24 protein-coding genes are annotated in these 25355 nt (G+C 62.8%); 7 read left to right on the top strand and 17 right to left on the bottom strand.

The genetic code is table 11. From position 1 onward, the window contains the following. Positions 1-15 precede the first annotated feature (15 nt). Positions 16-504 carry an Lrp/AsnC family transcriptional regulator gene (locus AC07VY_RS16620; RefSeq protein ID WP_495076028.1) on the bottom strand — a complete coding sequence of 163 codons (489 nt, stop codon included), beginning with the start codon at positions 502-504 and terminating at the stop codon, positions 16-18. A 123-nt stretch (positions 505-627) separates the two neighbouring features. Between AC07VY_RS16620 and AC07VY_RS16625 the strand changes: the two genes are divergently transcribed. Further along, a complete protein-coding gene (locus AC07VY_RS16625) occupies positions 628-2196 on the top strand; it encodes an aminotransferase class V-fold PLP-dependent enzyme (RefSeq protein ID WP_495098404.1) in 1569 nt (522 codons plus the stop codon). 43 nt (positions 2197-2239) lie between these two features. Here the strand turns inward: AC07VY_RS16625 and AC07VY_RS16630 are convergent, their stop codons facing one another. After that, entirely contained in the window at positions 2240-2743 is a 504-nt protein-coding gene (locus AC07VY_RS16630) for an outer membrane lipoprotein (protein ID WP_495076026.1), read from the bottom strand. 192 nt (positions 2744-2935) lie between these two features. Here AC07VY_RS16630 and AC07VY_RS16635 point away from each other — a divergent pair, with 192 nt between their 5' ends. Next, positions 2936-4153 (top strand): MFS transporter, encoded by a 1218-nt coding sequence (locus AC07VY_RS16635; RefSeq protein WP_495098405.1) that lies wholly within the window; start codon positions 2936-2938, stop codon positions 4151-4153. A 78-nt stretch (positions 4154-4231) separates the two neighbouring features. Here AC07VY_RS16635 and AC07VY_RS16640 read toward each other — a convergent pair whose 3' ends face one another. The 7 genes from AC07VY_RS16640 to AC07VY_RS16670 all read right to left on the bottom strand — a co-directional run bounded on the left by AC07VY_RS16640 (position 4232) and on the right by AC07VY_RS16670 (position 12158). Beyond that, complete coding sequence (locus tag AC07VY_RS16640; protein WP_495098406.1) at positions 4232-5407, bottom strand: M20 family metallopeptidase; 1176 nt, start codon at positions 5405-5407, stop codon at positions 4232-4234. Next, a complete protein-coding gene (locus tag AC07VY_RS16645) occupies positions 5404-6807 on the bottom strand; it encodes a M20 family metallopeptidase (protein ID WP_495098407.1) in 1404 nt (467 codons plus the stop codon). Before AC07VY_RS16645 ends, AC07VY_RS16640 begins: the two co-directional genes overlap by 4 nt. Before the next feature lie 37 nt (positions 6808-6844). Further along, entirely contained in the window at positions 6845-7702 is an 858-nt protein-coding gene (locus tag AC07VY_RS16650; protein ID WP_495111339.1) for an ATP-binding cassette domain-containing protein, read from the bottom strand. After that, a complete protein-coding gene (locus AC07VY_RS16655; protein WP_495098409.1) occupies positions 7699-8691 on the bottom strand; it encodes an ABC transporter ATP-binding protein in 993 nt (330 codons plus the stop codon). The genes AC07VY_RS16650 and AC07VY_RS16655 overlap by 4 nt, the downstream gene beginning before the upstream one ends. Before the next feature lie 11 nt (positions 8692-8702). Continuing rightward, a complete protein-coding gene (locus AC07VY_RS16660; protein ID WP_495098410.1) occupies positions 8703-9617 on the bottom strand; it encodes an ABC transporter permease in 915 nt (304 codons plus the stop codon). An 18-nt stretch (positions 9618-9635) separates the two neighbouring features. Continuing rightward, positions 9636-10553 (bottom strand): ABC transporter permease, encoded by a 918-nt coding sequence (locus AC07VY_RS16665; RefSeq protein ID WP_495098411.1) that lies wholly within the window; start codon positions 10551-10553, stop codon positions 9636-9638. Positions 10554-10625: 72 nt separating this feature from the next. After that, positions 10626-12158, bottom strand: a complete 1533-nt coding sequence (locus AC07VY_RS16670; protein WP_495098412.1) for an ABC transporter substrate-binding protein — start codon at positions 12156-12158, stop codon at positions 10626-10628. Between the two features lie 127 nt (positions 12159-12285). Between AC07VY_RS16670 and AC07VY_RS16675 the strand changes: the two genes are divergently transcribed. Continuing rightward, positions 12286-13230 carry a LysR family transcriptional regulator gene (locus AC07VY_RS16675; protein WP_495098413.1) on the top strand — a complete coding sequence of 315 codons (945 nt, stop codon included), beginning with the start codon at positions 12286-12288 and terminating at the stop codon, positions 13228-13230. A gap of 73 nt (positions 13231-13303) precedes the next feature. Here AC07VY_RS16675 and AC07VY_RS16680 read toward each other — a convergent pair whose 3' ends face one another. From AC07VY_RS16680 to AC07VY_RS16695, 4 genes are read right to left on the bottom strand one after another with little or no spacing between them, the layout of a single operon-like run. Then, positions 13304-13918 carry a PqiC family protein gene (locus AC07VY_RS16680; protein WP_495076016.1) on the bottom strand — a complete coding sequence of 205 codons (615 nt, stop codon included), beginning with the start codon at positions 13916-13918 and terminating at the stop codon, positions 13304-13306. Then, positions 13915-15546 carry a PqiB family protein gene (locus AC07VY_RS16685; RefSeq protein ID WP_495098414.1) on the bottom strand — a complete coding sequence of 544 codons (1632 nt, stop codon included), beginning with the start codon at positions 15544-15546 and terminating at the stop codon, positions 13915-13917. Before AC07VY_RS16685 ends, AC07VY_RS16680 begins: the two co-directional genes overlap by 4 nt. Next, complete coding sequence (locus AC07VY_RS16690) at positions 15524-16219, bottom strand: paraquat-inducible protein A (protein WP_495098415.1); 696 nt, start codon at positions 16217-16219, stop codon at positions 15524-15526. The genes AC07VY_RS16685 and AC07VY_RS16690 overlap by 23 nt, the downstream gene beginning before the upstream one ends. Beyond that, positions 16216-16839 carry a paraquat-inducible protein A gene (locus tag AC07VY_RS16695; RefSeq protein ID WP_495076013.1) on the bottom strand — a complete coding sequence of 208 codons (624 nt, stop codon included), beginning with the start codon at positions 16837-16839 and terminating at the stop codon, positions 16216-16218. Before AC07VY_RS16695 ends, AC07VY_RS16690 begins: the two co-directional genes overlap by 4 nt. Positions 16840-16981: 142 nt before the next feature. Here AC07VY_RS16695 and AC07VY_RS16700 point away from each other — a divergent pair, with 142 nt between their 5' ends. From AC07VY_RS16700 to AC07VY_RS16715, 4 genes are all read left to right on the top strand, one after another. Then, positions 16982-18277, top strand: a complete 1296-nt coding sequence (locus tag AC07VY_RS16700; RefSeq protein ID WP_495098416.1) for an ABC transporter substrate-binding protein — start codon at positions 16982-16984, stop codon at positions 18275-18277. 240 nt (positions 18278-18517) lie between these two features. Continuing rightward, complete coding sequence (locus AC07VY_RS16705) at positions 18518-19585, top strand: MerR family transcriptional regulator (RefSeq protein ID WP_495098417.1); 1068 nt, start codon at positions 18518-18520, stop codon at positions 19583-19585. Between the two features lie 66 nt (positions 19586-19651). After that, a complete protein-coding gene (locus tag AC07VY_RS16710; RefSeq protein ID WP_495098418.1) occupies positions 19652-20107 on the top strand; it encodes a hypothetical protein in 456 nt (151 codons plus the stop codon). A 136-nt stretch (positions 20108-20243) separates the two neighbouring features. Further along, complete coding sequence (locus AC07VY_RS16715; protein ID WP_495119493.1) at positions 20244-20642, top strand: hypothetical protein; 399 nt, start codon at positions 20244-20246, stop codon at positions 20640-20642. A gap of 158 nt (positions 20643-20800) precedes the next feature. Here the strand turns inward: AC07VY_RS16715 and AC07VY_RS16720 are convergent, their stop codons facing one another. From AC07VY_RS16720 to AC07VY_RS16735, 4 genes are all read right to left on the bottom strand, one after another. Further along, entirely contained in the window at positions 20801-21457 is a 657-nt protein-coding gene (locus AC07VY_RS16720; protein ID WP_495098420.1) for a dihydrofolate reductase family protein, read from the bottom strand. 197 nt (positions 21458-21654) lie between these two features. Next, positions 21655-23259: a methyl-accepting chemotaxis protein gene (locus AC07VY_RS16725; protein WP_495098421.1), complete on the bottom strand. Its 1605-nt coding sequence runs from the start codon at positions 23257-23259 to the stop codon at positions 21655-21657. 25 nt (positions 23260-23284) lie between these two features. Beyond that, entirely contained in the window at positions 23285-24283 is a 999-nt protein-coding gene (gene phnD, locus AC07VY_RS16730; RefSeq protein WP_495098422.1) for a phosphate/phosphite/phosphonate ABC transporter substrate-binding protein, read from the bottom strand. Positions 24284-24308: 25 nt separating this feature from the next. Next, the gene (locus AC07VY_RS16735; protein ID WP_495098423.1) at positions 24309-25355 is read right to left on the bottom strand and encodes an ABC transporter ATP-binding protein; all 1047 of its coding nucleotides are present in this window, start codon (positions 25353-25355) and stop codon (positions 24309-24311) included.

A 25355-nucleotide genomic window follows, 5' to 3' on the forward strand; every position in this document is an offset into this window, starting at 1 on the left:
GTTGTTTTCTTCTTTCTAGGTTTTGGATGCGCCAAAGGACACCAGATCCAGCGGCAGCGCCGTGGTGGACTTGATCTGTTCCATGGAAAAGGCGCTGGACACGCCGCTGAGCGGCATGGTCTGGATGAGTTTTTTGTAGAAGCGATCGTAACCGTCGATATCGGTCGTTACGACTTTGAGCAGATAGTCCACGTCACCGCTCATGCGGTGCAGTTCCAGTACTTCGGGTAACGCGGAGGCGGCGGTCGTGAACTGTTTGACCCATTTTTCATCGTGTTGCTGGATGCGCACGCTGACGAATGCCGTGACGGGCAGGCCTACTTTTTTTCCGTGCACCAGCGCCACGCGGTCGGTGATGTAACCCTCGTCTTCCAGGCGCTTGAGGCGTTTCCAGCAGGGCGTGCTGGACAGGCCCACGCGTTCGGCCAGCGCGGCCACAGACAGATCACCATCCAGTTGCAGGGCACCCAGGATAGCGTAGTCCAAGCGATCTAGTGAATTCATGCTGTTATTTTAAGTTATATGCGTGTTTTATTCTTGATTTTGCGATTTATTGCTCGAATTTGAAATGTATGTTTGGAATCTCGTGGGTAGCATGGCGCTCTTTCAGCTAGCTTACTGACCACCATGCCGACTGATATTTACCTGGACTGCAACGCCACCACTCCCGTGCTTCCCGCTGCCTTGGCCGCTGCGCAACATGCTATGGGCGCGCTGTACGGCAACCCAAGCAGCACCCATGTCAGCGGATTGCAGGCGCGCCAAGTGGTGGATGCGGTGCGAGCCCGCGCCACGCGGGTGCTGGGCGCTGGCGCTGGTGACGTGGTGTTTGTCAGCGGCGCGACCGAGGGTATACAGACGGCGGTGTTGTCAGCCCTGTGTGCCGTGCGCGCGCAGCGAGCCCGGGGGGCGGATGTGGGGCCGCTGCTGCTGTATGGCGCCACCGAGCACAAGGCCGTGCCGGAAAGTCTGGCGCACTGGAACCAGGTCCTGGGTTTGCAAATGGAGTTGCGCGCATTGCCGGTGGACAACCATGGCCGGCACGATCTGGCAGCCCTACGTGCCTGGGCGCCCCGGGCGGCGCTGGTTTGCACCATGGCCGCCAACAACGAAACCGGCGTGGTGTCCGACCTGGCGGGCATAGAGTCCGTGCTGAACGAGGTTGCGCTACAGGCCTACTGGCTGGTGGATTGCGTACAGGCTCTGGGCAAACTGCCTTTGCAGTTGGCGCAGACGCGTATCGACTACGCACCTTTTTCCGGCCACAAGCTGTATGCCCCCAAGGGTATAGGCCTGCTATATGTGCGTGAAGGTGTGCCGTTCACTCCGCTGATGGCAGGCGGTGGACAGGAGCAAGGCTTGCGCTCTGGTACCGAGAACATGGCGGGCATTGCTGCGCTGGGCGCGGTATTGCAGGCGCTGGAAGAGGGCGGCAGTTTTTGTAGCCCCATGCAGATGCTACAGTTTCGAGAGCTGCTGGCAAAGAGTCTGCGTGCAGCGTGGCCCGATATTGTCTTCAACGCGGTGGAATACGCACTGCCGACCACCTTGAACTTCTCCGTCCCCGGGGTGCCTAGCAGCGTGCTGGTGGATGTGCTGGATGCTGCCGGTGTACGTGTCAGCGCGGGCAGTGCCTGTTCGGCGAAAAAGGCGGCGCCCAGCTATGTGTTGCAAGCCATGGGCTTGCCGGAATGGCAGGCTGCATCTGCGGTGCGGCTGTCTTTTGGCGCGCTGGCAGACGCAGCATTCATTGACGCTGCTTGCGCGCGCATTGTTCGCTGCGGCGAAGCGCTGCGGTTACAACGCCCGCCGATGGAAATGTTGCCGGATGAGACCTTGGAGTCGCTGCGTTTGGGCCCCGCGCTTGGGGAAGACCCGGCGTGCAGTTTGCCGCCTGCAGCGCTGGCGGAATTCTGGCGGCAGCATCCGGATGCCTTGCTGGTCGATGTGCGCGAGGCCCATGAACATGCGGCGGACACGCAGTTGCAACGCTTTGGTCGAGCGGCCAGCAATATTCCTTTGGCTGAGCTGACCTCGTCCTTGGCGGTCTGGCTGCGCCAGCCGCGACCGGTGCTGCTGTTTTGCCGTACCGGCCGGCGCAGCAGCCAGGCTTTGCAGCGCCTGCGCCAGCTGGGCTATGCCCAGGCTTGGCAGGTCGCTGGCGGCGTGGTGGCTGCAGCTGGCGATTTGCTCTAATATTTGTAGCTGCTAGCGCAGGTATTACCTGCGCTAGAGGGCTTTAGAACGGATAGAGCTGGCCGTTTGCCATGCGCACCCGTTCGCCGATGCGCAACTGGCCGGGGTTGGGCACGTCGAACTGGCGAATGGCGCCGTTATCGCCCTGCACGGTGACCCGGTAGCTGATGCGCACCTGGGCTGCCTGGTTATTGCTCTCGATCTGGTTGCCGGCAACGGCGCCGCCCACGGCACCCAGCACGGTGGCTAGGTCTTTACCTGAGCCGCCGCCGATCTGGTGGCCCAGGACCGCACCCGCTACGCCGCCGATCACGGCACCGGCGCCACTGGGGCCCTGGCGTTGCTCGGTCTGCATTTGTTCAATATTCGTCACCCGACCCACTTCGGAGCGCGGTACCGGCTGGGCGACCGGGTAGGGCGCGGGCTGCTGCTGCACGGGGTAGGCCACGGGTTGCGCCTGGTGGTAGGGCGCCACCATGCAGGCCGTGAGGCTGCTGGCCAGCACGACAGCGGAAAGAACATAAGCGGCAGAGGCAATGGAGCGCATGGGAACCTTGTGAAAATGAAACATGGTCATCCTAAGACGCGCTCGGTACCTGCATGGTTGACAGCGCGCCAGTGCCATTGGGCCTGGCTTCACCATTTGTCACACAAAACTTGGACAATAGGGTCTTCCCCCGATCCTGACCAATCAGCCTGCCCATTGCCCTGCAGGCTGTACTTTTTTGTGCGCCCCATCGTGAAACTCAAAGACTTCCTCTCCAGCATTCCTTATCTGGCCTGGGTGGTGATCTACACCGCTTTCTGCGCTGGCATTTTTGCTGCCATTCTTGGCGCGGTGACGCCTGAGTTGCGTGAGGAGCTGGACAACTACCAACAGCTGGGCGTGTTGATGATGGTCTGGTCGGCCGGTGGTGTGCTGGGCGCCTTGCAGGGCGGGCGCATGGCCCAGCGCTATGCGCCGCGGCCGCTGTTTTTGTCGTACACCGGCTTGGCCCTGGTCTCAATTTCGTTGATCGTGCTGTCACCCAACTTCACGGTGTTGATGGCCGGCTTCTTTTGCGTGGCACTGTGCGAGACCGCGCTGTTTACCTTGGCCCACAGCATTCTGGCGAACATCCACCCCCAGGCCGAGGTGCGCGCGCGCATGCTGAGCATGGTGGATGTGGCCTTCAGCCTGGGCAACCTGGTGTCGCCCATGGCGGTGATCGGCATCCAGCAGTTCAGCAGCGCCTGGCGCATGCCCTATGCGCTGTACCTGCTGCCGCTGCTGACGGTGCTGTTCGCCTTCTGGCCGCGCCGCCACTTTGAAAACCTGGCGCCCGCGCACCATACCGAGGAGCAAGGTGCCTCCATGTCCTACCTGGAACTGCTGCGTCGCCCGGTGGTGTTCTGGGCCGTGGTGGGCGGTGTGCTCAGCGGTTTTCTGGAATGGGGGCAGAACTTTTGGTATGTGAGCTACGGCATCAACGCCCAGCAGCTCAGTGCGAACGCGGCGCGGGTGGGCCTGCAGTTTTTTGTGGCCGGCATGGTGGGGGCGCGGCTGTGGCAGGCTTTCTGGCATAGCAACTGGCCGCTGCGGCAAAAGCTGTGGCGCCTGAACCTGCTGGCGCTGGCCGGCATGGCGATGAACGTGGTGCTGGCCGGCCAGGGCGGCTGGCTGGCGGCCGGGCTGGGCAACTTCCTGTTCGGCGTGGGTGTGGGCGTGGTGTTCCCGGTGATGCTGGCCATCATGATCGACGGCATACCGGCACAGGCGTCCAAGCTGTCGGCCCTGCTGATGATTGGCTACAGCGTGGGCTCGCAGCTGGCGGGCCTGCTGGTGGGTAGCTTGTCGGACGTGGTTGGCGTGCGCTGGGCCTATTCCAGCATGCTGCTGGTGGTGCTGGCCTTTACCGCCGTGGTCTGGCGCATCGTGGAGTTTGGCAAGGCGCGCAGCCTGGCGCCGCAAGGCTGAGTCGCTCAGCAATTTATATAGCCAAATTGGGCTCTGGCGCAGGTACTATCTGCGCAAGCAGCTATTAAAAGCGTAGCGTTACGCGGACTCTGCCAAAGCCAGGATGGTGTGGACCAGCGCCTGGGCGCGTGGCACCAGCGTGTCCAGGTGGCAGTATTCCGCGTCGGTATGCGCCTTGCCACCTACCGGGCCCACGCCGCACAGGGTGGGAACGCCCAGCGAGCCGGTCAGGCCCGCGTCCGAGCAGCCGCCGGTGGCCTCGCCGGCCACCGTGAAGCCGATGAGGGCGGCGCTGTGCTGGTAGCGCTGCATCAGCTCCTGGCTGGAGTGCAGCTCAAACGGCATGGACTCCGATGTTTGCGTGATGCGCACCTGGGTGTCGGGTACCTGGGGCGGCTGGGCAACCAGGGCGTGGATTTTGGCAAACACCGCTTCACGTTCGGCCAGGGTGCGAAAGCGCACATCCAGCTTGGCCTGGGCGCTGGGTGCCACGGTGTTGGTAGACATGCCGCCGCTGACCAGGCCCACATTGGTGGTGATGCCGGTGCTGTAGTCGGTGAGTGCGTGCAGCGCGATGACCAGATGGGCCAGTGCAGCGATGGCGCTGGCGCCGTCGGCGTGGTTGACCCCGGCATGCGCGGCACGGCCGGTGACGTCGATGAGAAAGGTGGCGCCGCCCTTGCGCTCGGTGACCAGGTTGCCGCTGACGCGGCCGGGCTCGGAGTTGAACACGGCACGCGCACCGCGCGCATGGGCCTCGATGGCGATGCGCCCGTTTTGCGAGCCGATTTCTTCATCCGCCGTGAACAGACCCCGCAAGGGGAAGGGCAGCGGCGGCATTTTTTGCAGCGCCATCATCACAAAGCACTGCAGCACCAGGCCGGACTTCATATCGGCCACGCCTGGGCCGTAACCCAGATCGCCCTCGACCCGCCATGGCCGCTGGGCTACGGTGCCAATGGGGAACACGGTGTCGCGGTGGCCCATGAGCACGACCGGTGCGGCCGTGGGGTTGGCGCCGGGCAGATGGGCCAGCAACACGTCGCCGTCGGCCACGGCACTGCGGTGCTCGGTGGCCATGCCCGCAGCGTTCAGCCAGCCCGCCATGGTTTGGGCTACGGCATCGGTACCGGCCTTGTCATAGCTGCCGGAGTCGATATTCACCAGCGTGCCTAGGGCCGCCTGCATCGCGGGGCGCTGGTCGGCGAGCCAGGCGACTGCTGCGTTGGCCGCGTTGGTCATTTGCCCGCTCATGCGCATTCCTGCATCACGTCGGCACCTTGTTCTGCCAGGTCCCAGAACAGGCCGGCCATGACCTGTAGCGATTCGCGGGTGGTGTCCACCAGGATGTGTTCATTTGGGGCGTGCTGTGAGCAGGCGGGGTAGGAGTGAGGCACCCACAGCGTGGGCAGGCCCAGTGTCTCGGCGAACACGTCATTGGGCAGCGAGCCGCCCAGGTTGGGCAGCAGCGCCGGGCGGCTGCCGGTGCTGCGCTCGATGGAGGCCATGCTCCAGCGCACCCAGGGGTTGTCGGGGTCCAGTCGCGTTGCTGCCATGAAGGCGTCGCCCAGGGTGGCTTCCACATCGTCAAAGCCATGGGCCAGCAGATGTTTCTGGATATGCGTCAGGAAGTGGGCCACATCGCTGCCCACCACAAAACGGATGTGGCAGTGGGCGCGGGCTGTGTGGGGGATGGCGTGCACGGGCATGGCGGGGTTGCCGGTGGTGAAGGCCAGCACTTCCAGGCTGTTCCAGCCGATCACGCGTTCGGCGCTGCTTAGGCCGGGCTCGCCCCAGTGGGGGTCAATTTCGGGGTCGTTCGGGCCGCCGCCGACCTCGATGTCTTGCAGCGCTTTTTTGACGCTCTCGGGGATTTCTTTGGGTAGCAGTCCGGGCACCAGGATGCGCCCGTGTGCGTCTATCAGGCTGGCAATGGCATGCGCCAGCCGGATGCCGGGGTTGCGCAGCAGGCCGCCCCAGTTGCCCGAGTGGTGGCCGCCGTCGCGCAGATTTAGTGATAGGTTGAAGTTGAACACGCCACGCGAACCCAGGAACAGGGTGGCGCGTGAGGCCGACACGCGGGGGCCGTCGGAGGCGAGAAACAGGTCGGCGGCCAAGGCGTCGCGGTGCAGTTCGCAGACTTCTTTTAGGCCGGGCGAGCCGTCTTCTTCGCCCATTTCCAGAATGATCTTGACGTTGTAGCCCAGGCGCCCGCCGCGCACGGCCAGCACCTGTTCCAGCGCGGTGAGGTTGATGGTGTGCTGCCCCTTGTTGTCCGCCGTGCCACGGCCATACCAGCGGTTGCCGTCCACCACGATCTTCCAGGGGCTCAGGCCCGCACGCCACTGTGCGTCGTAGCCGCGCACCACGTCGCCGTGGCCGTAGGTCAGCACGGTGCAGCTGGCGCCCGGTTCGATGCGTTCGGCGAACAGAAAAGGGCTTTTGCCGGGCAAGGGGTTGGCCACGATGCGGCAGCTGAAGCCCATGTTTTCCAGCGTGGGGGTGATCTCTTCTTGCAGATAGGCGTGCAGGATGGGGCCGCTGGCTGCGTCCTGGCTTTCGGTCTTGTAGGCGACGCGGCGGTCCAGCGTTTTCTGGAAATGTCCATCGTCAAAATAGGCGAGCGTTTGTGCCAGGGCTTGGTTGCGACTCATGGGAAATCTTTCTGTAGGGGGTAGGTCAAATGCGGTGTTAGGCGATGGCTTCGCGGGCGATGTCGGGAATGCCCAGGCCGGGCTCTGGCGTCAGCGCAGAGGCCAGCAGCATGCGGGTGTAGGGGTGCTCGGGCCGGCTGAAAATTTGCTCGCGGCTGCCCAGCTCCACGATGGAGCCCTTGTGCATCACGGCCACGCGGTCTACCAGGTGCTCCACCACGCCCAGGTCGTGGCTGATGAAGAAGTAGGTCAGGCCAAACTCGGCTTTCAGGTCCAGCAGCAGATTCAAAATCTGCGCTTGCACCGATACGTCCAGCGCCGACGTGGGTTCGTCGCACACCAGAATATCCGGGCGCAACACCAGTGCCCGCGCAATGGCCACCCGCTGGCGCTGGCCACCAGAGAGCTGGTTGGGGTACTGCTTGTGGGTGCGCTCGGGCATGCCCACCAGGTCCAGCATGTCTCGCACCTTGCGCTCCTGCTCCTGCGTGCTGCCTACCTGGTGCAACGCCAGTGGCACGCGCACGATGTCGGCCACGGTGCGGCGCGGGTTGAGCGACGAATACGGGTCCTGGAAGATGGGCTGGATATGGCGGGCCAGGGCGCGGCGCTGGCTGGGGTCGATTTCGCGGCCGTTGACCAGCACGTTGCCCGAGCTGGGCTCCATCAGCCCCAACAGCATCTTGGCCAAGGTGCTTTTGCCGCAGCCAGATTCACCCACCAGGCCCAGCGTTTCACCCTTGCGTATGCGCAGCGATACGTTGTTGACGGCCTTGATTTCACCGGGAGTGTTGAACAACCCGCGCTTGAGCTTGAACACGCGGTTCAGCGCACACAGCTCCAGCGCAATGTCTTCGCTGCCGGTCACGGGCGGTGTTGGTGTCTTGCGCATCATGCAGCCTCCGCCAGTGTGGGGTAGGGCGTGGCTGTAACGCAGCGCACGGCGTGCTGGCCCGGCAGCAGGGCGTAGGGCACGTTGTGGCTGCAGGCGGGTTGGACCTGGGGGCAACGGTTGGCAAAGGCGCAGCCTTGCACCTCGCCCACCAGGCTGGGCACCACGCCAGGAATGGCTTGCAGGTGGCTGCCCGGCAGGGTTTTGCCACGCACGGGTATGCAGTTCAATAGGCCGCGTGTGTAGGGGTGGCTGGGGTGGGCAAATAGTTCGGCGACGGGCGCGGTCTCCACCACTTCACCGGCGTACATCACGGCGACGCGGTCGGCAATGCGCGCCACCACACCCAGGTCGTGGGTGATAAAGACCACGGCGGTGCCAAACTCTTTTTGCAGCTCGCGTATCAGGCGCAGGATTTGCGCCTGGATGGTCACGTCCAGCGCGGTGGTGGGTTCGTCCGCAATGATCAGGTCGGGCTCGCACATCAGGGCCATGGCGATCACCACGCGCTGGCGCAGCCCGCCGGATAGTTGGTGCGGGTACTGCCGCAAGCGGTCGGCCGCCTGCGGCACGCCTGCCCGCTCCAGCAGGTAGACCGCGCGCTCGCGGGCCTGCGCCATGCTGACATTGCGGTGCGCCCGCAAGGCCTCGCACAGCTGGTCGCCCAGCGTGTAGGAGGGGTTGAGTGCGGTCATCGGCTCCTGGAAAATCATGGACATGCGCGCGCCGCGCAATGCGGCTACCTGCCGCTCTGGCAGGGTTTGCAGGTCGATGCCATCGAAGCGGATGTGGTCGGCGCTGCGCTGGGCTTTGCGGGGTAGCAAGCCCATCAGCGCCAGCGATGTCATGGACTTGCCGCAGCCTGATTCGCCCACCAGGCACAGCATTTCACCGCGCTGCACCTGCAGGTCGATGCCACGCACGGCATGCAGCATGCCGTTGGGGGTGGGCAGGTCCACGCGCAGGTTTTTAACGTCTAACAGAGTTTCCATGATGGCTTTCTTCAGTTGCGACCGTCGGGGGCGGTGAGGTCACGCAGGCCGTCGCCCACCAGGTTGATGGCCAGCACCAGCAGCGCCAGCACCACGCCCGGCACCAGAATCACCCAGGGCTGGAAGAACATGTAGGCCTTGCCTTCCGCCACCATCAGGCCCCAGGAGGGTGTGGGCGGCTGCACGCCCAGGCCCAGGAACGACAGGGTGGACTCCAGCAGAATCGCGTGCGCCATCTCCAGGGTGGCTACCACGGTGAGCGGCCCCATCAGATTCGGCAGCAGCTCGCGCAGCAGGATGTAGGGTGTGGAGGCGCCCAATGACTTGGCGGCGGCGATGAATTCGGCATCGCGCAGCTGCTGTGTGGCCGAGCGCGTGACGATGGCAAAGCGGTCCCACAGCAAGAGCCCCAGCAACACGATGACCACCTGCAGCGAGCCGCCCACCAGCGAGGCTGTTGCCAGTGCCACCAGCACCACCGGCATGGCCAGGCGCGTGGTGATGATGTAGCTCACCACGGCATCCACACGGCCACCGAAGTAGCCGGCCAGCACGCCCATGGTGGTGCCTATCAGCCCCGCCACCAGGGCGGTGACCACTCCGATGGTGAGCGACACCCGCGCGCCAAACAACAGGCGACTGAGGTAGTCGCGGCCCAGCTTGTCGGTGCCGAGCACATGTTCCCAGCTGCCCTTGGCATGCCAGAACGGCGGTATCAGGCGCTGGCTGACGTCTTGGGCGTAAGGGTCGTGCGGGCTGAGCCAGGGGGCAAACAGGGCGGCAATCACCGCCAGGCCCAGCAGGATGCTGCCCAGTGTCAGGCCCCGGTGGCCCAGCACGCGCTGCAGGCTGCGCCGCCAAGCGGGTGTGGGCGGCAAGGACAGCGCCAGTCCCTTGGCGGGAGCGGAAAGGGTGGAGGATGTCATGCTGTGTTCCTCTGGGGGCTAACGGGTACGCATACGGGGATCGAGCGCGGCGTTGAACACGTCGGCCAGAAACGTCAGGCCGATGTAGAACACGGCAATGATCAGCACCACGGCCTGGACCACCGGGTAGTCGTTGCGCGAGATGGAATCCCAGGCCAGCTGCCCCAGGCCTTGCATGGAGTACACCGACTCGATGACCACCGAGCCACCCAGCATGAAGCCGAGCTCCACCGCCGCCAGGGCCACCACGGGGATGATGGCGTTGCGCAGCGCGTGCTTGAAGATCACGCGTGCCGGGCTCAGGCCCTTGGCGCGTGCGGTGCGGATGTAGTCCGCGCCCAGCACGTCCAGCATGCCGGCGCGGGTCAGGCGCATCAGCGACGGCATGGCGTAGTAGCCCAGCGCGACTGCAGGCAGCACGAAGTGTTGCCAGGTGGTGTTGCCCGCGACCGGCAGCCAGTGCAGACCTACGGCAAACACCAGGATCAGCGTCAGCGCAAACCAGAAGTTCGGCATGGCCTGGCCCACCACGGCCACCATCAGCGCCAGTCGGTCAATCCATGTGTCGCGGTAGACGGCGGCCAGCACACCCAGCGGTATGGCGACGGACACCGCCAGCAGCAAGGCAATGCCGCCCAGCTTCAGGGTGATGGGCAGGCGCTCGCCTATGAGTTCCATCACGGTGTTCTGAAAGAAAAACGAGCGCCCGAAATCCAGGTGCGCCGCCGACCACAGCCAGTCTACAAATTGCAGGGTGATGGGGCGGTTCAGCCCATACTGGATGCGGACTTCTTCAATCGCGGCCGCGTTCGCTTCCGGCCCGGCGATGGCGGCTGCCAGGTCGCCCGACAGATGGAGCAGCATGAAGCTGACGATGGCGACCGTCAGCATGACGCTCATGGCCACCAGCAGGCGGCGAAAGATGTATTGCAACATGGGTATGCCCGATAAGTGTGAATAGAGGCACAAAACCAGGCCCGCCCCGGCGGCGGCATGCCTGGGTACGGCTTATTTCCAGCTGGCCTGGACGAAACGGGGCAGCTCATCCGCCTGGGCGGTGAACTTCAGGTCTTGTGTGAACACATAGTTGGTCGAGTAGGAGAACAGCGGCGCCATATAGGCCTGCTCGCTGATGCGCTGCAGGGCCTGCGCGTACTTTTTCTTGCGCTCGACTTTGTCCATGGAGGCATCGGCGGTTTGCAGCAGTGCAATCACTTGCGGGTCTTTGCTGGTGTCGTCCGGGCCACCTTCAAAGAAGTTGCCCACAAAGGCCGACGCATCGTTGATGGAGAAGGAGCCCCAGGCCTGGAAGGTCAGTGGTGCGCGGCCCGAATACACCTCGGTGCGCAGCACCGGGTACTGCACAAAGTGCAGGCGGGCGCGGATGCCAATCTTGCGCAGGTCACCCACCATCGACTCGGCATATTCACGCTCGCGGTAGGCCCACAGATCGGTATCAAAGCCGTTGGGGTAGCCGGCCGCGGCCAGCAGGGCTTTGGCCTTGGCGGGGTCGTAGCTGTACTTCACCACTTTCTCGGTATCGCAGCCAAACTGGGTGCGGAAGCAGGGCGCAAACACCGGTTGGCTGCCGCCGCGCACCAGGCTTTCGGCCAGGCCTTTGCGGTTGATGGCCAGGTTGACCGCTTGGCGCACACGCACATCTTTGAACGGCAGGGCCTCGGGCGTGGTGCCGTTGGCATTCATCGACAAGAAGCCGATACGCATGGTTTCACCACTCAACACCGAGGTGTTGGGCATGGACTTGAGCGACTCGGCCTGGTCCGACGGCACCCGCCAGATCCAGTCCACGGCGCCTGTCATCAGCTGCGCGGCACGCGCTTCGGGGTCGCGTATCACCACAAATTTGATGGTGCCTATCTTGGGCTGGCCGAGCGGGCTGTCCTTGAAGTAGCTGGAGTTCTTGACCATGGTGACGCCCTGGCCGGGGACCACGGCGGAGATCTTGTACGGGCCGGTGCCGATGGGGGCTTTGCTATAGCCCTCCAGGCCCACCTTTTTCATATAGGCGGCGGGGTAGATCGGCGTGGGGCCGGCCAGGTAGTCCAGTGCAGCCGGGAAGGGCGCCTTCAGATTGATGCGCACCTGGTAGTCGCCTAGCTTGTCTACGTTCTTGATCCAGCCGGTGTTTTGACGGGTGGCGATTTTGGCTTCCGGGGCGGTCACCACATTGAAGGTGTAGGCCACGTCGTCGGCGCTGAATTTATCGCCGTTGTGAAAGGTCACGCCCTGGCGCAGGGTGAGCAAAATCGCCGTGGGTGATTCCCACTTCCACGCGGTGGCCAGCTGGGGCTTGAATTCGCCGGTGGCCGGGTCGCGGTAAATCAGTGTGTCCCACGCCATATTGGCCAGCACCACGCCCTCGCGCATATTGTTGTGGTACGGGCTCACGTTTTCAACCTCGTTGTCTGACGCGTAGACCAAGGTATCGTTGGCCTTGCCCGCATGCGCGGCCGTGCTGGCGATGCCGATGGCGAGGGCCAGGCTTGTGTGATGCACCATGGTGGAGATTAACTGCTTCATTTCAAAGTCTTTCTTGGTGGCGTGGGTTGGTTTTCCCATTCTTGTGCAAGAAGCAGACCGCAGGTGCATTCGAATCCTTATAGATTACGTATGATTCCGTTGCCTAAATGGCAATGGACCAATGCGCATGAACCACCCCCCTTTGATCGCCAAGCAGTTGCAAGACACGGCGCTGCGCTATTTCCTGGAGGTGGTGCGCACCGGCTCGATTGCCGAGGCCTCGCAGCGCCTGAACGTGGCCGGCTCGGCCATCAGCCGCCAGATCACCCATCTGGAAGACTTGTTCGGCATCCCCCTGTTTGACCGCCATCCGCGCGGCATGGTGCCCAGCGCTGCGGGCGAGGTGCTGGCCGTGCATGCCCTCAAGCTGGCCCATGACTCGGAGCGCGTGGTGCACGACATACAGGCCTTGCAGGGCATGCAGCGTGGGCGCGTCAGGCTGGTGAGCAACGAGGGCTTTGCAGCGGAATTCATACCCAAGGTGATCAGCGAATTTCTGCTGCAACACCCAGGCATCCAGTTCCACCTGGGGGTGCACCCTCCAAGTGAATGCACGCGCCGCATCCTGCTGGGGGACGCCGACATCGGCATCACCATGAGCCGCCAGGCCGAAAGTGGCATCCGGGTGGAGCATAGGCAACCCTCGCCCGTGATGGCGGCCGTGCGTTTTGGCCATCCGCTGGCGCAGTTCAAAAGCGTCAGTCTGTCGCAGGTACTGGCCTACCCTTTGGTGCTGCCAGAGTCCAACACCACGGTGCGCCAGCTGTTCGACCTGGCCTGCAGCCTGCAAGGTTTGCGGGTGGAGCCGGTGGTGACCAGCAGCTACTTCAGCAGCCTGGAGGGCATTTTGCGGCACCATCCGGACAGCGTCACGATCTCGGGGGAGATATCGGTTCGGTACCAGGCGGCCCGCCAGGAGCTGGCCAGCGTGCGCATCCGGGACCGCAGCCTGGACCTGCGCAATGTGGAGGTGCAAACCGCCGTGGGCCACAGCTTGTCACAGGCGGCCCAGGCATTTTTAAAGCACCTGACGCTGGCCCTGGCGGGCTCGCTTCCGCCAGAGTCGGTGTAATAGTATTGGTGATGAAAATGGCCGCTGGCGCAGATATTGTCTGCGCAGGCAGCTATTTAAAGCATAGCAAGCGCTATGTTGGGCATTTGGCACTGGCGTCTGCATCCAGTGCCGCCAGGGCGGCTGCCATGCTTTGCGCGGCACGCGCGGTCAGGCGTTGTGCACCTTGTGCCAGGGCCTCGGTGCCCAGGCCCACGGGTTCGGACTGGCTCCACTGGCAGGCCAGGTTGCGGGCATCGTCGGATCGGCGGATGGTCCAGCTGAAGCTGGCCTCAATACGGCTGTTTTCCACCGCCTCCCATTGGCGTAGCTGCACGGCCACGCGGTACACCGGCTGGCCGGCCAGGCGCCCGCCGTTGGATACGTCGATGGCGCCCAGCGGCTGCGTGATGCCGGCGGCCAGCGCGTCGCGCAGCTCGGTGTTGAACGGTGCCGACCAGCGGTGTTGGTCCAGTATCTCCAGCTGCCCGCTGGCGGTGCGCACCACCATCTGCGGTCGCGCCAGGCGTTCAGGCAGGGCCAGTGGTTGCAGCTCGACCAGCAGCGGCTTGCCGCTTGCCGAGGTAGGGGCGGGCAGTGTGCCGCTCAGGCTGTAGTAGTGCACCGGCGGGGCGCTGGCGCAGCCTGCCAGGGTGGCGGATAGCGCGGCTGCCATGGCCATCGGGGCCAGCAGGGTGGTCGTCTTCATTTCTTTTCCTCGGATTTGCCACGCAGCAGCGACTCGGGGTGGCGCTCCAGGTAGTCGGTCAGCACCTTCGCGGATGCGGCGGCGCGGTTCACCTCGCGCAGGGTCTGGCGCAGGTCTTGTTGCAGCGGCGCGTCGTCGGACAGCGCGCGGTCGGCCGAGCCCAGCGCCTTGTTGGCGGTGGCCAGGGTGCTGCGCACGTCCTTCATGGCGGCGGTGATTTCGGGGGCCACGTCCTGGTTCAGGTTTTTCACCAGTTGCTCGGCATTGCTTAGCGTGCCGTCCAGGCTGGTCAGGGTTTTGTGCAGGTCATTGCTCAGCTGCTCGAAAGGCACTTTGTTGATCTTGGCGACGATTTCCGCGATCTGGGTCTGCAGTTCGTCCAGGCTGTTGGCTTGGGTCGGCAGTTCCACCGTGCCATCCACCACCCGCAGTCTGGCGGGCGCTGCCTTGGGGAAGAAGTCCAGCGCCACATAGACCTGGCCGGTCAGCAGGTTGCCGGTACGCAGCTGGGCGCGCAGGCCCTTGTCCACCAGCTCTTGCAGGCGCTTCTCGGAGTCGACCTGGACGTCGCTGCGCAGCCGGTCAGGGTAGACCTCGACCAATACCGGCATGCTGAATTCACGCTGGGCCTTGTTGAACTCCACGCCTATGGATTTGACCTCACCCAGCACCACGCCGCGGAAGTCCACCGTCGCGCCGGGCGCCAGGCCGCGCAAGGACTGGTTGAAATGCAGCAGCACGGTGCGCGCCGGGCCGTCTGGCGCCTTCATGGCGTGGGTTTCGTCCTCGGCCAGGGCGAAGCTGGTGTTCTCTGTGGCCTGTGGGCCGGGCTGGTCGTCCGGCGCCTGCATGGCAATGCCGCCTGTCACCACCGTGGCCAGCGACTGGGTGCGCACCTTGAAGCCGCTGGAGTTGACTTCCACGTCCACGCCGCTGGCATGCCAGAAGCGGGTGTTGGCACCCACAAACTTTTCATATGGCGTGTTCACAAACACCCGCAGCGTCACTCCCTTGCCGTCGGGGTCCAGCGCGTAAGCCGCCACCTGGCCGACCTTGATGCGCCGAAAGTACAGCGGCGAGCCGACGTCCAGTGAACCGATATTGCTGGCATGCAGCTCGAACTGCCGGCCCGCCGAGTCGCGGGTCACGATGGGTGCCGCTTCCAGCCCGGTGAACTTGCTGCTGGTGTCGTCCGAGGCACCCGCATCTGCGCGGATATAGGCACCCGACAGCAGCGTGCCCAGGCCGCTGACGCCGGCCGCGTCCAGGCGCGGGCGTATCACCCAGAACCGGGTGTCGGTGGCGGTGAAGCTCTTGGCTTCCTTTTGCAGCTGCACGGTGACGAGCACGCGCGAGCGGTCTTCGGCCAAGGTGATGGCGGTGACGGCGCCTATGTCCACCTCTTTGTACTTGACCTTGGTTTTGCCAGCCACCAGACCTTCGGCTGTGGCGAAGCTGATCTGGATTTGCGGCCCGCGGCTCAGCACGGTCTTGACCACAAGGGTCAGGCCGACCAGCGCGGCCACGATGGGGATCAGCCAGATCAGCGAGGGCAGCCATTCGCGGCTGCGGCGCACCACGGGCGTGGGCAGGTCGGGCGGGGTGTCAGGACTGGGAGTGTTGGCCATGCGGTGGATTGTCTGCGGGGATTGGTTCTGAAATGTGTACCGCTGGGGCTGGAGCATCCGAGCCGTCCCAGATCAGGCGGGGGTCGAAACTGAGTGCCGCCAGCATGGTCAGCACCACCACGGCGGCGAATGCAGCAATGCCTATGCCCGCGGTGATTTCGGCAAAGCCTTCGATGCGCACCACACCGGCCATCAGCGTCACCACAAACACGTCCAGCATGGACCAGCGGCCTATCAGCTCGACGATGCGGTACAGCTTGGTGCGCTCGCTGCGCCGCCAATTGCTGCGGCGTTGCGCGGTTATGACCAGCAGCAGCAAGGCCGCCAGCTTGAACAGCGGCACGATAAAACTGGCCACGAAGACCACCACCGCCAGGCCCCAGGCGCCGGTGACCCAAAAGTAGATCACGCCGCTGAGGATGGTGTCGGTCTGGGTTTTGATCAGGCTGCTGCTGACCATCACCGGCAGCATATTCGCCGGGATGTACATCACCAGCGCTGCCAGCAGCAGGGCCCAGGTGCGCTGCAGGCTATGGGCTTTGCGCTGGTGCAGGGCGGTGCCGCAGTGGCTGCAGCGGCTGCCGTTGCTCGCATCCTTCCACACGGTACCGCAATGGTGGCAGGCGGTCAGGCCCAGGCTGCTGCCGGTGGGGGGCGTGCTGGGTGCGCTCATGCGTCCGGCTCCGCCGCTGCGGCAAAGGCCATGTGCCAGAGATTGCGCGGCTGGAACGACAGCAGGGCGGTGAGCAGCACGGTCAGCGCCACAAACGCACCCAGGGCCGGGCCGACGATCACTTCGGCTGAGCTGCTGAGCTTGACGATGGCCACCAGCACCCCGAGCATGAACACCTCGACCATGCCCCAGGGCTGCAGCGACTGCAGCACGCGTACCAGCCAGGCAAAGCCCAGCGGCTTGCGCTGGCCCGCCAGCGGCACCAGCACATAAATCAGGATCAGCAATTGCAGCAGCGGAAACACCATGGTGGTGGCCAGCACCAGCAGGGCCACGCTGGTCATGTCTTCGCCGGTGAGCACCATGACCGCACCCAGCAGGGTGGTTTCGCTGTGTTGGCCGGCCAGCACCATTTCGACGATGGGGAATAGATTGGCCACGGCAAACATCAGCAGCCCGGCGATCGCCAGGGGCAGCAGGCGCTGCGACTGGCTGCCGGTGTGGCGGTCCAGCTCGGTGCCGCAGCGCGGGCACTGGGCGATCTGCTGCGGTTGCAGCCGGGGCTGGGGGTACGCAGCATCGCAGCCTTCGCACAGAACTACGTGGGGAACTTCATGCATGGCCTGTACTTTAGTCGGTTTGATTTGGCCCATCGTGAACACGTTCTTAGAGCAATCCAGGTCTTTGTATATAAGCAATCAAGACTTTGCAAACTGCGATGATCTTCTCTTTTGTATTACTCCCACCTTTCTTCACATCATCATGAATACACCTCGTTGCTCTCGCGCTGCAATGGCGTTCGCATTCCGCCCCTCCTTGCTAGCGCTATTGCTGGCCGGTGCCGGCGGCGTGGCGGCGGCTGCCGATATCCGGGTCCAGTGCTACCAGGACGGCAACGAGTGCGACGTCACCGCTGAACTCATTAAACGCTTTGAAGCGCAGAACCCCGGCACCAAGGTGAACCTGGACAAAGTGCCCTACAAGACCGTGGTGGAGCAGCTGCCGGTACAGCTGGCCACCGGCCAGGGGCCGGATATTGCGCGCGTGGCGGATCTGGGGGGCCTGTCCAAGTACTACCTGGACATCCGACCCTACGTCAAAGACCCCGCCTACTGGGAGCGCAACTTTGGCCGCACCCTGCCGTGGATGCGGCCTAACGCCAGCGACAAAGGCATTTACGGCATGGTGACGCAGCTCACCGTGACCGGCCCTTTTGTGAACAAGACGTTGTTCGAGCAGGCCAACATCCCGTTGCCTGGTCCCAAGGCCAGTTGGGACGCCTGGGCCGATGCCGCGCGCAAGGTGGCCAAGGCCACAGAAACCCCGGCCTCCATGGCCTGGGACCGCTCTGGCCACCGCTTTGCGGGCGCGGCCATCAGCAACGGCGCCAAGATTTTCGATGCCAAGGGCCAGCTGGCCCTGGACGATGGCTACAAGAGCACGGTGCAGAAGTTTGTCGCCTGGCACAAGGACGGCACCATGCCCAAGGAGGTGTGGGGCGGCGCCGGCGGCTCGACCTACCGCGATGCCTTCGAGGAATTCAAGAACGGCCGCATCGTGGTGTATCTGTCGGGCTCCTGGCAGATCCGCCGCATGGAGGCGCAGATCGGCAAGAGTTTTGACTGGGTGGCCGTGCCCAACCCCTGTGGCGTGGCGGCCTGCACCGGCATCCCAGGCGGGCCGGCTTTTGTAGCCATCAAGGGCACCAAGTCGCCCAAGGAAGTGGGCCAGTTCTTGGACTTTCTGGCCCAGGAGGCCAACTACGCCGAGTTCACCACCAAGACCGAGAACATCCCGGCCCACGCTGGCTTGGCCCAGAAAGGCGTGAGCTACACCGCCTCGCCCGCGGTGAAGGCGGCGCTGGGTGTGTTCACCAGCGAGGTGCCCCGCTTGTCCCCAGCCGCCTACCAGTTCCAGGGCTACAAGTACAACCGCGCCATCATGCTGCCCACCGTGACCCGGGTAACCCAGGCCATCGTGGGCGAGATGAGCGTGGACGAGGCCTTGAACAAGATCTCTATCGACATGGCGGAGTCGGTGAAGCAGGCGGAGAAGTAAGTGGCAGTGGTTTGGCTGTCATGCAGTTTGGGGACTGACCCGAACCAGTGTCAGCCAAGCCGCCGGAATGCGCTGATACGATTTCTGTTTTCACACAGCCTCGGCCAACTCCGGACATTCGAAGCCTGGCTCCAGTTGAGCCAGAAGCTGACGTTCGAGCTCTTTTTTCAAAACTCGCTTGACCCGACCCTTAGGGCCACCTTTATAAAAACATCTTTCCAAATGTGAAGAGGTGAATTTGTGAACAGTCGAACGCGATTTCTGAGCCCTTCAGAGGCAGCTAGAAGGCTTGGCATCTCCGTGAAGGCATTACGTATCTACGAGCAACGTGGTCTTATGACGCCAACGCGCACCGAGGCCGGCTGGCGGTCTTACGGACCAACGGAGATGCAGCGTGCCGACGAAATTGTGGCCCTTCGTGCGCTGGGCCTGAGCCTTGCACAAGTGGCCAGCGTCTTGGAAGGCGATGCCGAGGGACTTGAACCTGCCTTGGTCTTACATCAGACCGTGCTTGAAGGCGATGCGCGTCGGCTGGCTGACACCATCGAACGTGTTCGTGGTCTACGAGCCAAGTTGGACAGAGGGCACAAGCTAACCGTCACAGAGTTGACGCGCTTGCAAGTCCCGACCAATGGGCTGAGCGTCGAGTTCGAACTCCCCTGGCCCTGGGGCGGTGAATTTTTCCAGTTGCACGACATCCGTCCCCTGAATTACATCGTGGGTCCGTTGGGCAGCGGGAAAACGCGATTGGCCCTGCGCTTAGCCGAGGTTTTGCCGTCGGCGGCGTTCCTTGGCCTAGAGCGGGTTGCGGCAGGTGATGCGAAGGCGCGCCTAGATGCCGACTCGAACCTACGATTACGCGTCAACCACGCGATTGATTGGCTGGTCGAAGACGGCGCTGTCGCCTCCGAGGCGCTAACCGCTTTGCTGGTCGGACTGGAAGCCGAAGGGCCGACCATTCTGGTCGTCGACATGGTTGAGCACGGACTGGATACGCCCACCCAACAGGCGGTGTCTGCCCATCTGCGTCGCCGTATGTCCGTGGAGCGCCCGCTCTTCTTGATGACACGTTCTGCTGTCATCCTCGATTTAGCTTCCGTTGGTACGGGAGGGTCCATTCTTCTTTGCCCTGCCAATCACAGCCCGCCGATTCGCGTGGCACCCTATCCAGGTGCTGTCGGTTATGAGGCAGTCGCAACTTGTTTGGCGACTCCTGAGGTGCGTGCGCGAACGGAAGGCGTGATTGCATGGCGGCCTCGGGGGCGTGAACCTGACTATGAGAATGGGCACCTCTCAGCTCGTTGCTAGCCATGTTTTGCCGTGTGGAGGCGTTTACTGATATCCGGCAGAATGCGGCCAACAGCGGACATTGATATGCCAGACATATTTGTGGGTGGAAAGAAAATTGACATAGGGCTGGTGTGCACACATTGGAGTGGATGGGGTCGCAAAGCTTCTATCGAAAGGCGGAGCCCTGGCTATCGCATTGAATGGTCTCACAACGAGATACTCGAAAAATTTGGCAGTTACTGGTGCAGTTTTGTAGAGCGAGAGAGTGAGGACGATGGGGACCCTACTTCTCCTTGTGGCATCTATGCCGAACTTGAGGCCGCTTGCTATCCATCTCTTGAAGAGATGCTTCTTCAGCACGGCGACCTGTTTGCGCGCCTTGTTTCAATGCATCTGCAATCGGAATTCATTGGGTTTTTAGTGCCGCCGCCGCGGGATATTGCGAGGCGGCCCGCTTGGTTTCTTTGTACGCTCACAAAAGCCCAGGTGGATAAGGCGAAAGTGAGTCTGGAAGGCCAATGCCTTCCATTCTGCACATAATTTGAGTTTCGGATTTCCGAATCGTGAGCAGGGAAGTTTTGCAGCATGGCCGTTGCGGGCCCTGGCCAGCCGTACCCGATACGGCAGAATACGGCCAAAAGCTGTCGTTTAGGGCACGCCATCAACCAAGCCATAAATGGCATCTTCGATGAATAACCTCACTATTTCGAGCATCGACTGGTTTGCCGCTAACGAGGATGCCGACGTCACACTCGCCAGCGATGCGGGCACGGTAGTGGCTTTCTGCTCTCAGTGCTCCTATACGGTTGGCCAAGCAGTTCCAAACCTGCTGCATCCGGTCATGGTCGATGCACTGGAGTCTCCGTACCTGCAGGATTGGCCGGTAGACGAAAAGGCACTGGTTGGTGCGGAGCGGTTGGAGCGCCACGGAAGCTCCGGGTATCGCGGTTGCGGCAAAGTAATGGACCAAACTGAGGGCCTAGTTCAGGTGCACGGCTTCGTTTTTAACTTCGGGGATGTCCCGGCTGGTGCCGATGTTGTCCGGTTTCAATTTCACCGACTGGACCTTTGGTGAGCATAGGCGCGGGCAAATAAACGACTGCTTTCGAGAACTGCGAACATCGGCTTCGGGCCTATGGCCGTCCTCCGCCAATCTCGAAAGCGGCAATGCAAATTTCGAAAAACTGGTACCGACGTGCGAGCCAAAACTGCGGCTTGTCAGAGACATCGCTTTCAGTGAGTGCTTAAGCGCCGCAGCACGACATGCGTGGCTTTCTCCGACGCCACGGATTCAACGCATGCGTACCCCAGGCTCCGCAAGTCCAGACCTGCGAACAGCGCTTCGCCACGGCCGAGCAGGACCGGCGTTATGGCGATGTGCAGTTCGTCGATCAGGCCCTCACGCAGATACTGACGAATGGTGTCTGGCCCACCGCCGATCCGCACGTCCTTGCCGGCAGCCGCCTCGCGTGCGCGGGTGAGCGCTTCGTGGATGCCACCTGTGACGAAATGGAAGGTCGTGCCGCCTTGCATCGTGATGGACGCGCGCGCATGGTGGGTCAGGATGAAGACGGGCACGTGGTATGGCGGACTGTCTCCCCACCAGCCCTTCCAGTCGTTGTCCGGCCAGGCGCCACGGATGGGGCCGAACATATTCCGTCCCAGAATCCAGGCCCCCACGTTTTGAAAGCCACGGGCGGCGAAGTCCTCGTCCACCCCGGTCGTGCCGTCGTCATTGCCGAACAGGGCGCGCTGGAATGTGCGGGTAGGGAGCAGCCACTGGTGCAGTTCGGTTCCGCCCAACCCCAGTGGGTTGTGGATGTCCTGCTGCGGACCAGCGCCGTATCCGTCTAGCGAGATAGTGAAGCCTTCAACGCGAACACGTGTCATCGTTTGTCTCCGTTGGGATGCTTGGCATCCATGTGGTTCGATACTACGTTAATCGTCACAAAAGCCAAGACTACCCCGAAGAAACGCGTCGGCTCCTTTCATATCTGCCAGAGCACGACATATAAGAAAAATGGCTCTAGCGCAGATATTAGCTGCGCTGGCAGCTATTAATTAAATAGCATTTGCGATTGCGCGCTTCAACCCGGTGCCGCCAGACGAGCCCGTACAGGGCGGTGGGCATGGGACTCGCCGCCAAGATGAAACTGCCCCACCATGCGTGTCAGGTGGCGGGCCTGCTCTTGCAGGGACTCGGCCGCCGCTGCGGACTGTTCCACCAGCGCGGCGTTTTGCTGCGTCATCTGGTCTAGCTGAGCCACCGCGCCATTGACGAGTTCAATCCCCGCGGATTGTGCGCTGGACGAGGCTGAAATTTCGCCAATCATGTGAGAGACGCGCTGCACGGAATCAACGATGTCCTGCATGGCGTGACCCGCGTCGCCCACCAGAGTGGTGCCCGTTTGCACCTTCTCCACCGAAGCGGCAATGAGCCCCTTGATCTCTTTGGCTGCTTCCGCCGCGCGTCCCGCAAGATTGCGTACCTCGCTGGCGACCACGGCAAACCCCCGCCCTTGTTCGCCAGCGCGGGCCGCCTCCACAGCCGCATTGAGCGCCAGGATATTCGTTTGGAACGCTATGCCGTCAATCACGCTGGTGATGTCGGATATCTTGCGGGAGCTGGCTTGGATGTCGTCCATGGTGGAGACCACGCGCAGCACCGCCGACCCGCCCCGAGCAGCCAGCGTAGCCGCGGAGCTTGCCAACTGATTGGCGCTGTGGGCAGCGTCCACACTCAGGCGTACCGTGTCGGTCAGCTCGGCCATGGACGCGGCGGCATGCTGCAGGTTGCTGGAGGTCTGCTCGGTCCGGATGCTTAAATCCTGGGTGCCGATGGCCACCTCCGAACTTGCGTTTTGAATGGAGTCTGCGGAGTGCGAAATTTCACTCACCAGCGACTTCATGCGGTCTTGCATCAAACGAATGGCCTCCAGCAAGCGCCCCGTTTCGTCTGCGCTGCTGACATCGATGGAGGATGTCAGATCGCATTGGGCAATCCGCTCGGCTACCACTACTGCACGTTGGATAGGCGCTGTCACGCTGAGCGTGATGCGCCAAGAAATCACGCCGCCCAGAGCCAGCGACACCACTACCAGGACCAGCATGGTGATCAGCGTATGGCGTTGATGGGCTTTTGCCAGACTGGATGCGTCCAGAGAGAGTTGGTCCTGCAAATCCACCAGCAGGGCCACCTTTTGGCGCCACAGCGTTTCTTCTTGCTGCACCTTGCTGGTCAGGGTGGTGACTGCCGCCGTGCTGTCGCCGCTGCTGCCTTGGTTCACGGCCTGGTCGATCAAGGGGAGTGCTTGCTGGCTGATCTGCACAACTTCTTGCAGGGCGGCTTTTTCCCCGTCTGTGGCCATGGCGGCGACCAAGTGTGACTGCGTCTGCTCATAACGCGACTTGGCCTCGGCGACTTGTTTGACTTCGGAGTCGATCTGCTGCATGTCGGTGAACAAGGTGACATTGCGCACGTGCAAGGCTAGGGCGTTGATGTTGTCCATCAAGTCCCGGGCCAGCCGGATCTTGTTGGCGTTCACTTCGGTGATGCGGTCCAGCTGTTGGGCCATGCTCTGCATGCCCAGCCCGCTGACCACCGCGACCGTCAGTAAAAGTGCCAGAACGGCCGCAAAGCCAAGCCCCAGGCGGCGCGCAATCGAGGAGTAAGAGGTGTGTGCAGAGGACATCGCGGTGTTTCCTGGTTGGCAGAGCCTAGGGGTTGATCTGTTTGAGGCGGAGTTCCAGGTGGGAGCCGCGTTCAATGGCCGCATTGATGCGCTGTTGGCGCTCACCGTTGGTCTGTGTCTTGTCGTTTTCAATGGCCTGGCGGGTCTTGAACATTTCCAGGTCCGCGATGGGTACCAGTTGCCGGTTGCTGGAGAGCCTGAATCTGGACAAACCATTGACGGCCAGCAGGATCTGCTTCTCCGCAGGGTTGGAGCCAAAGCCGATCACGAATTTCTGGATGGCTTTCTTCAAGTCCGGTGGCAGATGGCTTTTCCAGAGCAGGGGAGACTGCGGTATGAGCGGGGATTCCCAGACAAGCTTCAGCTTGCGCGCCAAGGCTGGAAAGTCGCGTTGGAAAAAGGCCAGCTCCTCGTTGTTGGCCGTGGCTACATCGACCTCCCCTTGGGCCACTTTCTTCAGGTTTTGCTGGTGGCTGCCGACTTCCACGGAGCGGAAGATCGCCTTGGGGTTGTTGATTCCGCTTTTATGGAACGCGAAGTACAGCGGCACCAGATAGCCGGAGGTGCTTTTGGCATCGCCGTCACCGAAGCGCAGGCTTTTGGCCTGCTGCAGCACCTGTTCTAGCGTCTGCACGGGGCTATCGCGTTGCGCCACCAAGATGGACTTGTAGCCAACGCTTTCGTCTTGCGTGACCATTTGGGCAAATATTTCGCCCACACCACTTTCCACGATCTCCAGCGCCGGGAAATTGCCCATCCAGGCAATGTCGATTTCGCCGGCAATGAAGGCCTGGACGATATCGCTCTGGCTTTCGTAAATCTTGAGCTGTATCGCTTGCTGGACAGCCAGGCCCAGTCGCTTCACGAACGGCTCCCAATGCGTTCGCGTTTCGTCCGAGGCCCTGGGCGATATCAGACCAAACACCAAGCCCGTAGAGGGCTTGGACTGCGCCGGTATCGGCAACAGCAGTGCAGAGAAACAGGCGGCCAAAGCCGCGATGGTGCGCCGGCGTGGATAAAGCATGTTCAGCCGATGTGTGCTGGCGCCGTCAGGCGGGTACGACCGAGATGCCGCGGGCGGGCAGGCTCAGGGACACGGCATCGCCCAGCTTCCAGTCCGACACGATGTCCGACGAAACCACAAAGATGGGGCCCAGGCCGGTATCCACCGTCAGCTCGTAGATGCTGCCCAGATAGGCTTTTTTGGCGATCACGCCCGCCAGTCCGCCTTCGCTGGGCTGGCCTACCGTCCAGGCTTCGGGCCGGATGGCTGCCTTGATAGGGCCTGGCTGGACCGGGTGCAGGGCTTTCAGGCGCAGTGTTCCCACCTGGACGCTGCCATCGGCCAATGCCTGGCCTGGAAACAACATCGCTTCGCCCATGAAGCCCGCCACAAATTCGCTGCAGGGGCGTTCGTACAGATCCGAAGGCGTACCGGCTTGCGCGACCAGGCCCTGGTCCATCACGATGATCTGGTCGCTGACCGCCAGGGCCTCGCTCTGGTCGTGCGTCACATAGGCCACGGTCAGGCCCAGGCGTTGCTGCAGTCCGCGGATTTCTTCCCGCATGGAGCGTCGCAGCCGGGCATCCAGATTGGACAAGGGTTCGTCAAACAGCAGCACCGAGGGCTCCAGCACCAGGGCCCGGGCTACCGCCACCCGTTGCTGTTGCCCACCCGACAGCTCGCTGGGCAGGCGGTCGTCGTAGCCATTGAGCCCCACGGCGGACATGGCTGCGTGGGCGCGCTCCAGAATCTCGGCGGGTTCGATGCCGCTCACGCTCAGGCCGTAGCCCACGTTCTCCAGCACGCTCATGTGCGGGAACAGCGCATAGCTCTGGAATACCATGCTGACGTTGCGCTCGGCCGGGCCGAGATGGGTCACGTCGCGGCCGTCGATGAAGATCTGGCCGGAGCTGGGCGTTTCCAGGCCGGCGATCATGCGCAGCGTGGTGGTTTTTCCGCAGCCGGAGGGGCCGAGGATCGTGGTCAGGCTGCCCTTGGGTACCGTGAAGCTGATGCCTTTGACGACCAGTGGCGAGCGTTCGCCGCCATAGCGTTTGCCTACGTTCTTGAATTCAATGCCTGCTTGGGTCAT

The organism is Rhodoferax sp. GW821-FHT02C08 (assembly GCF_059421805.1).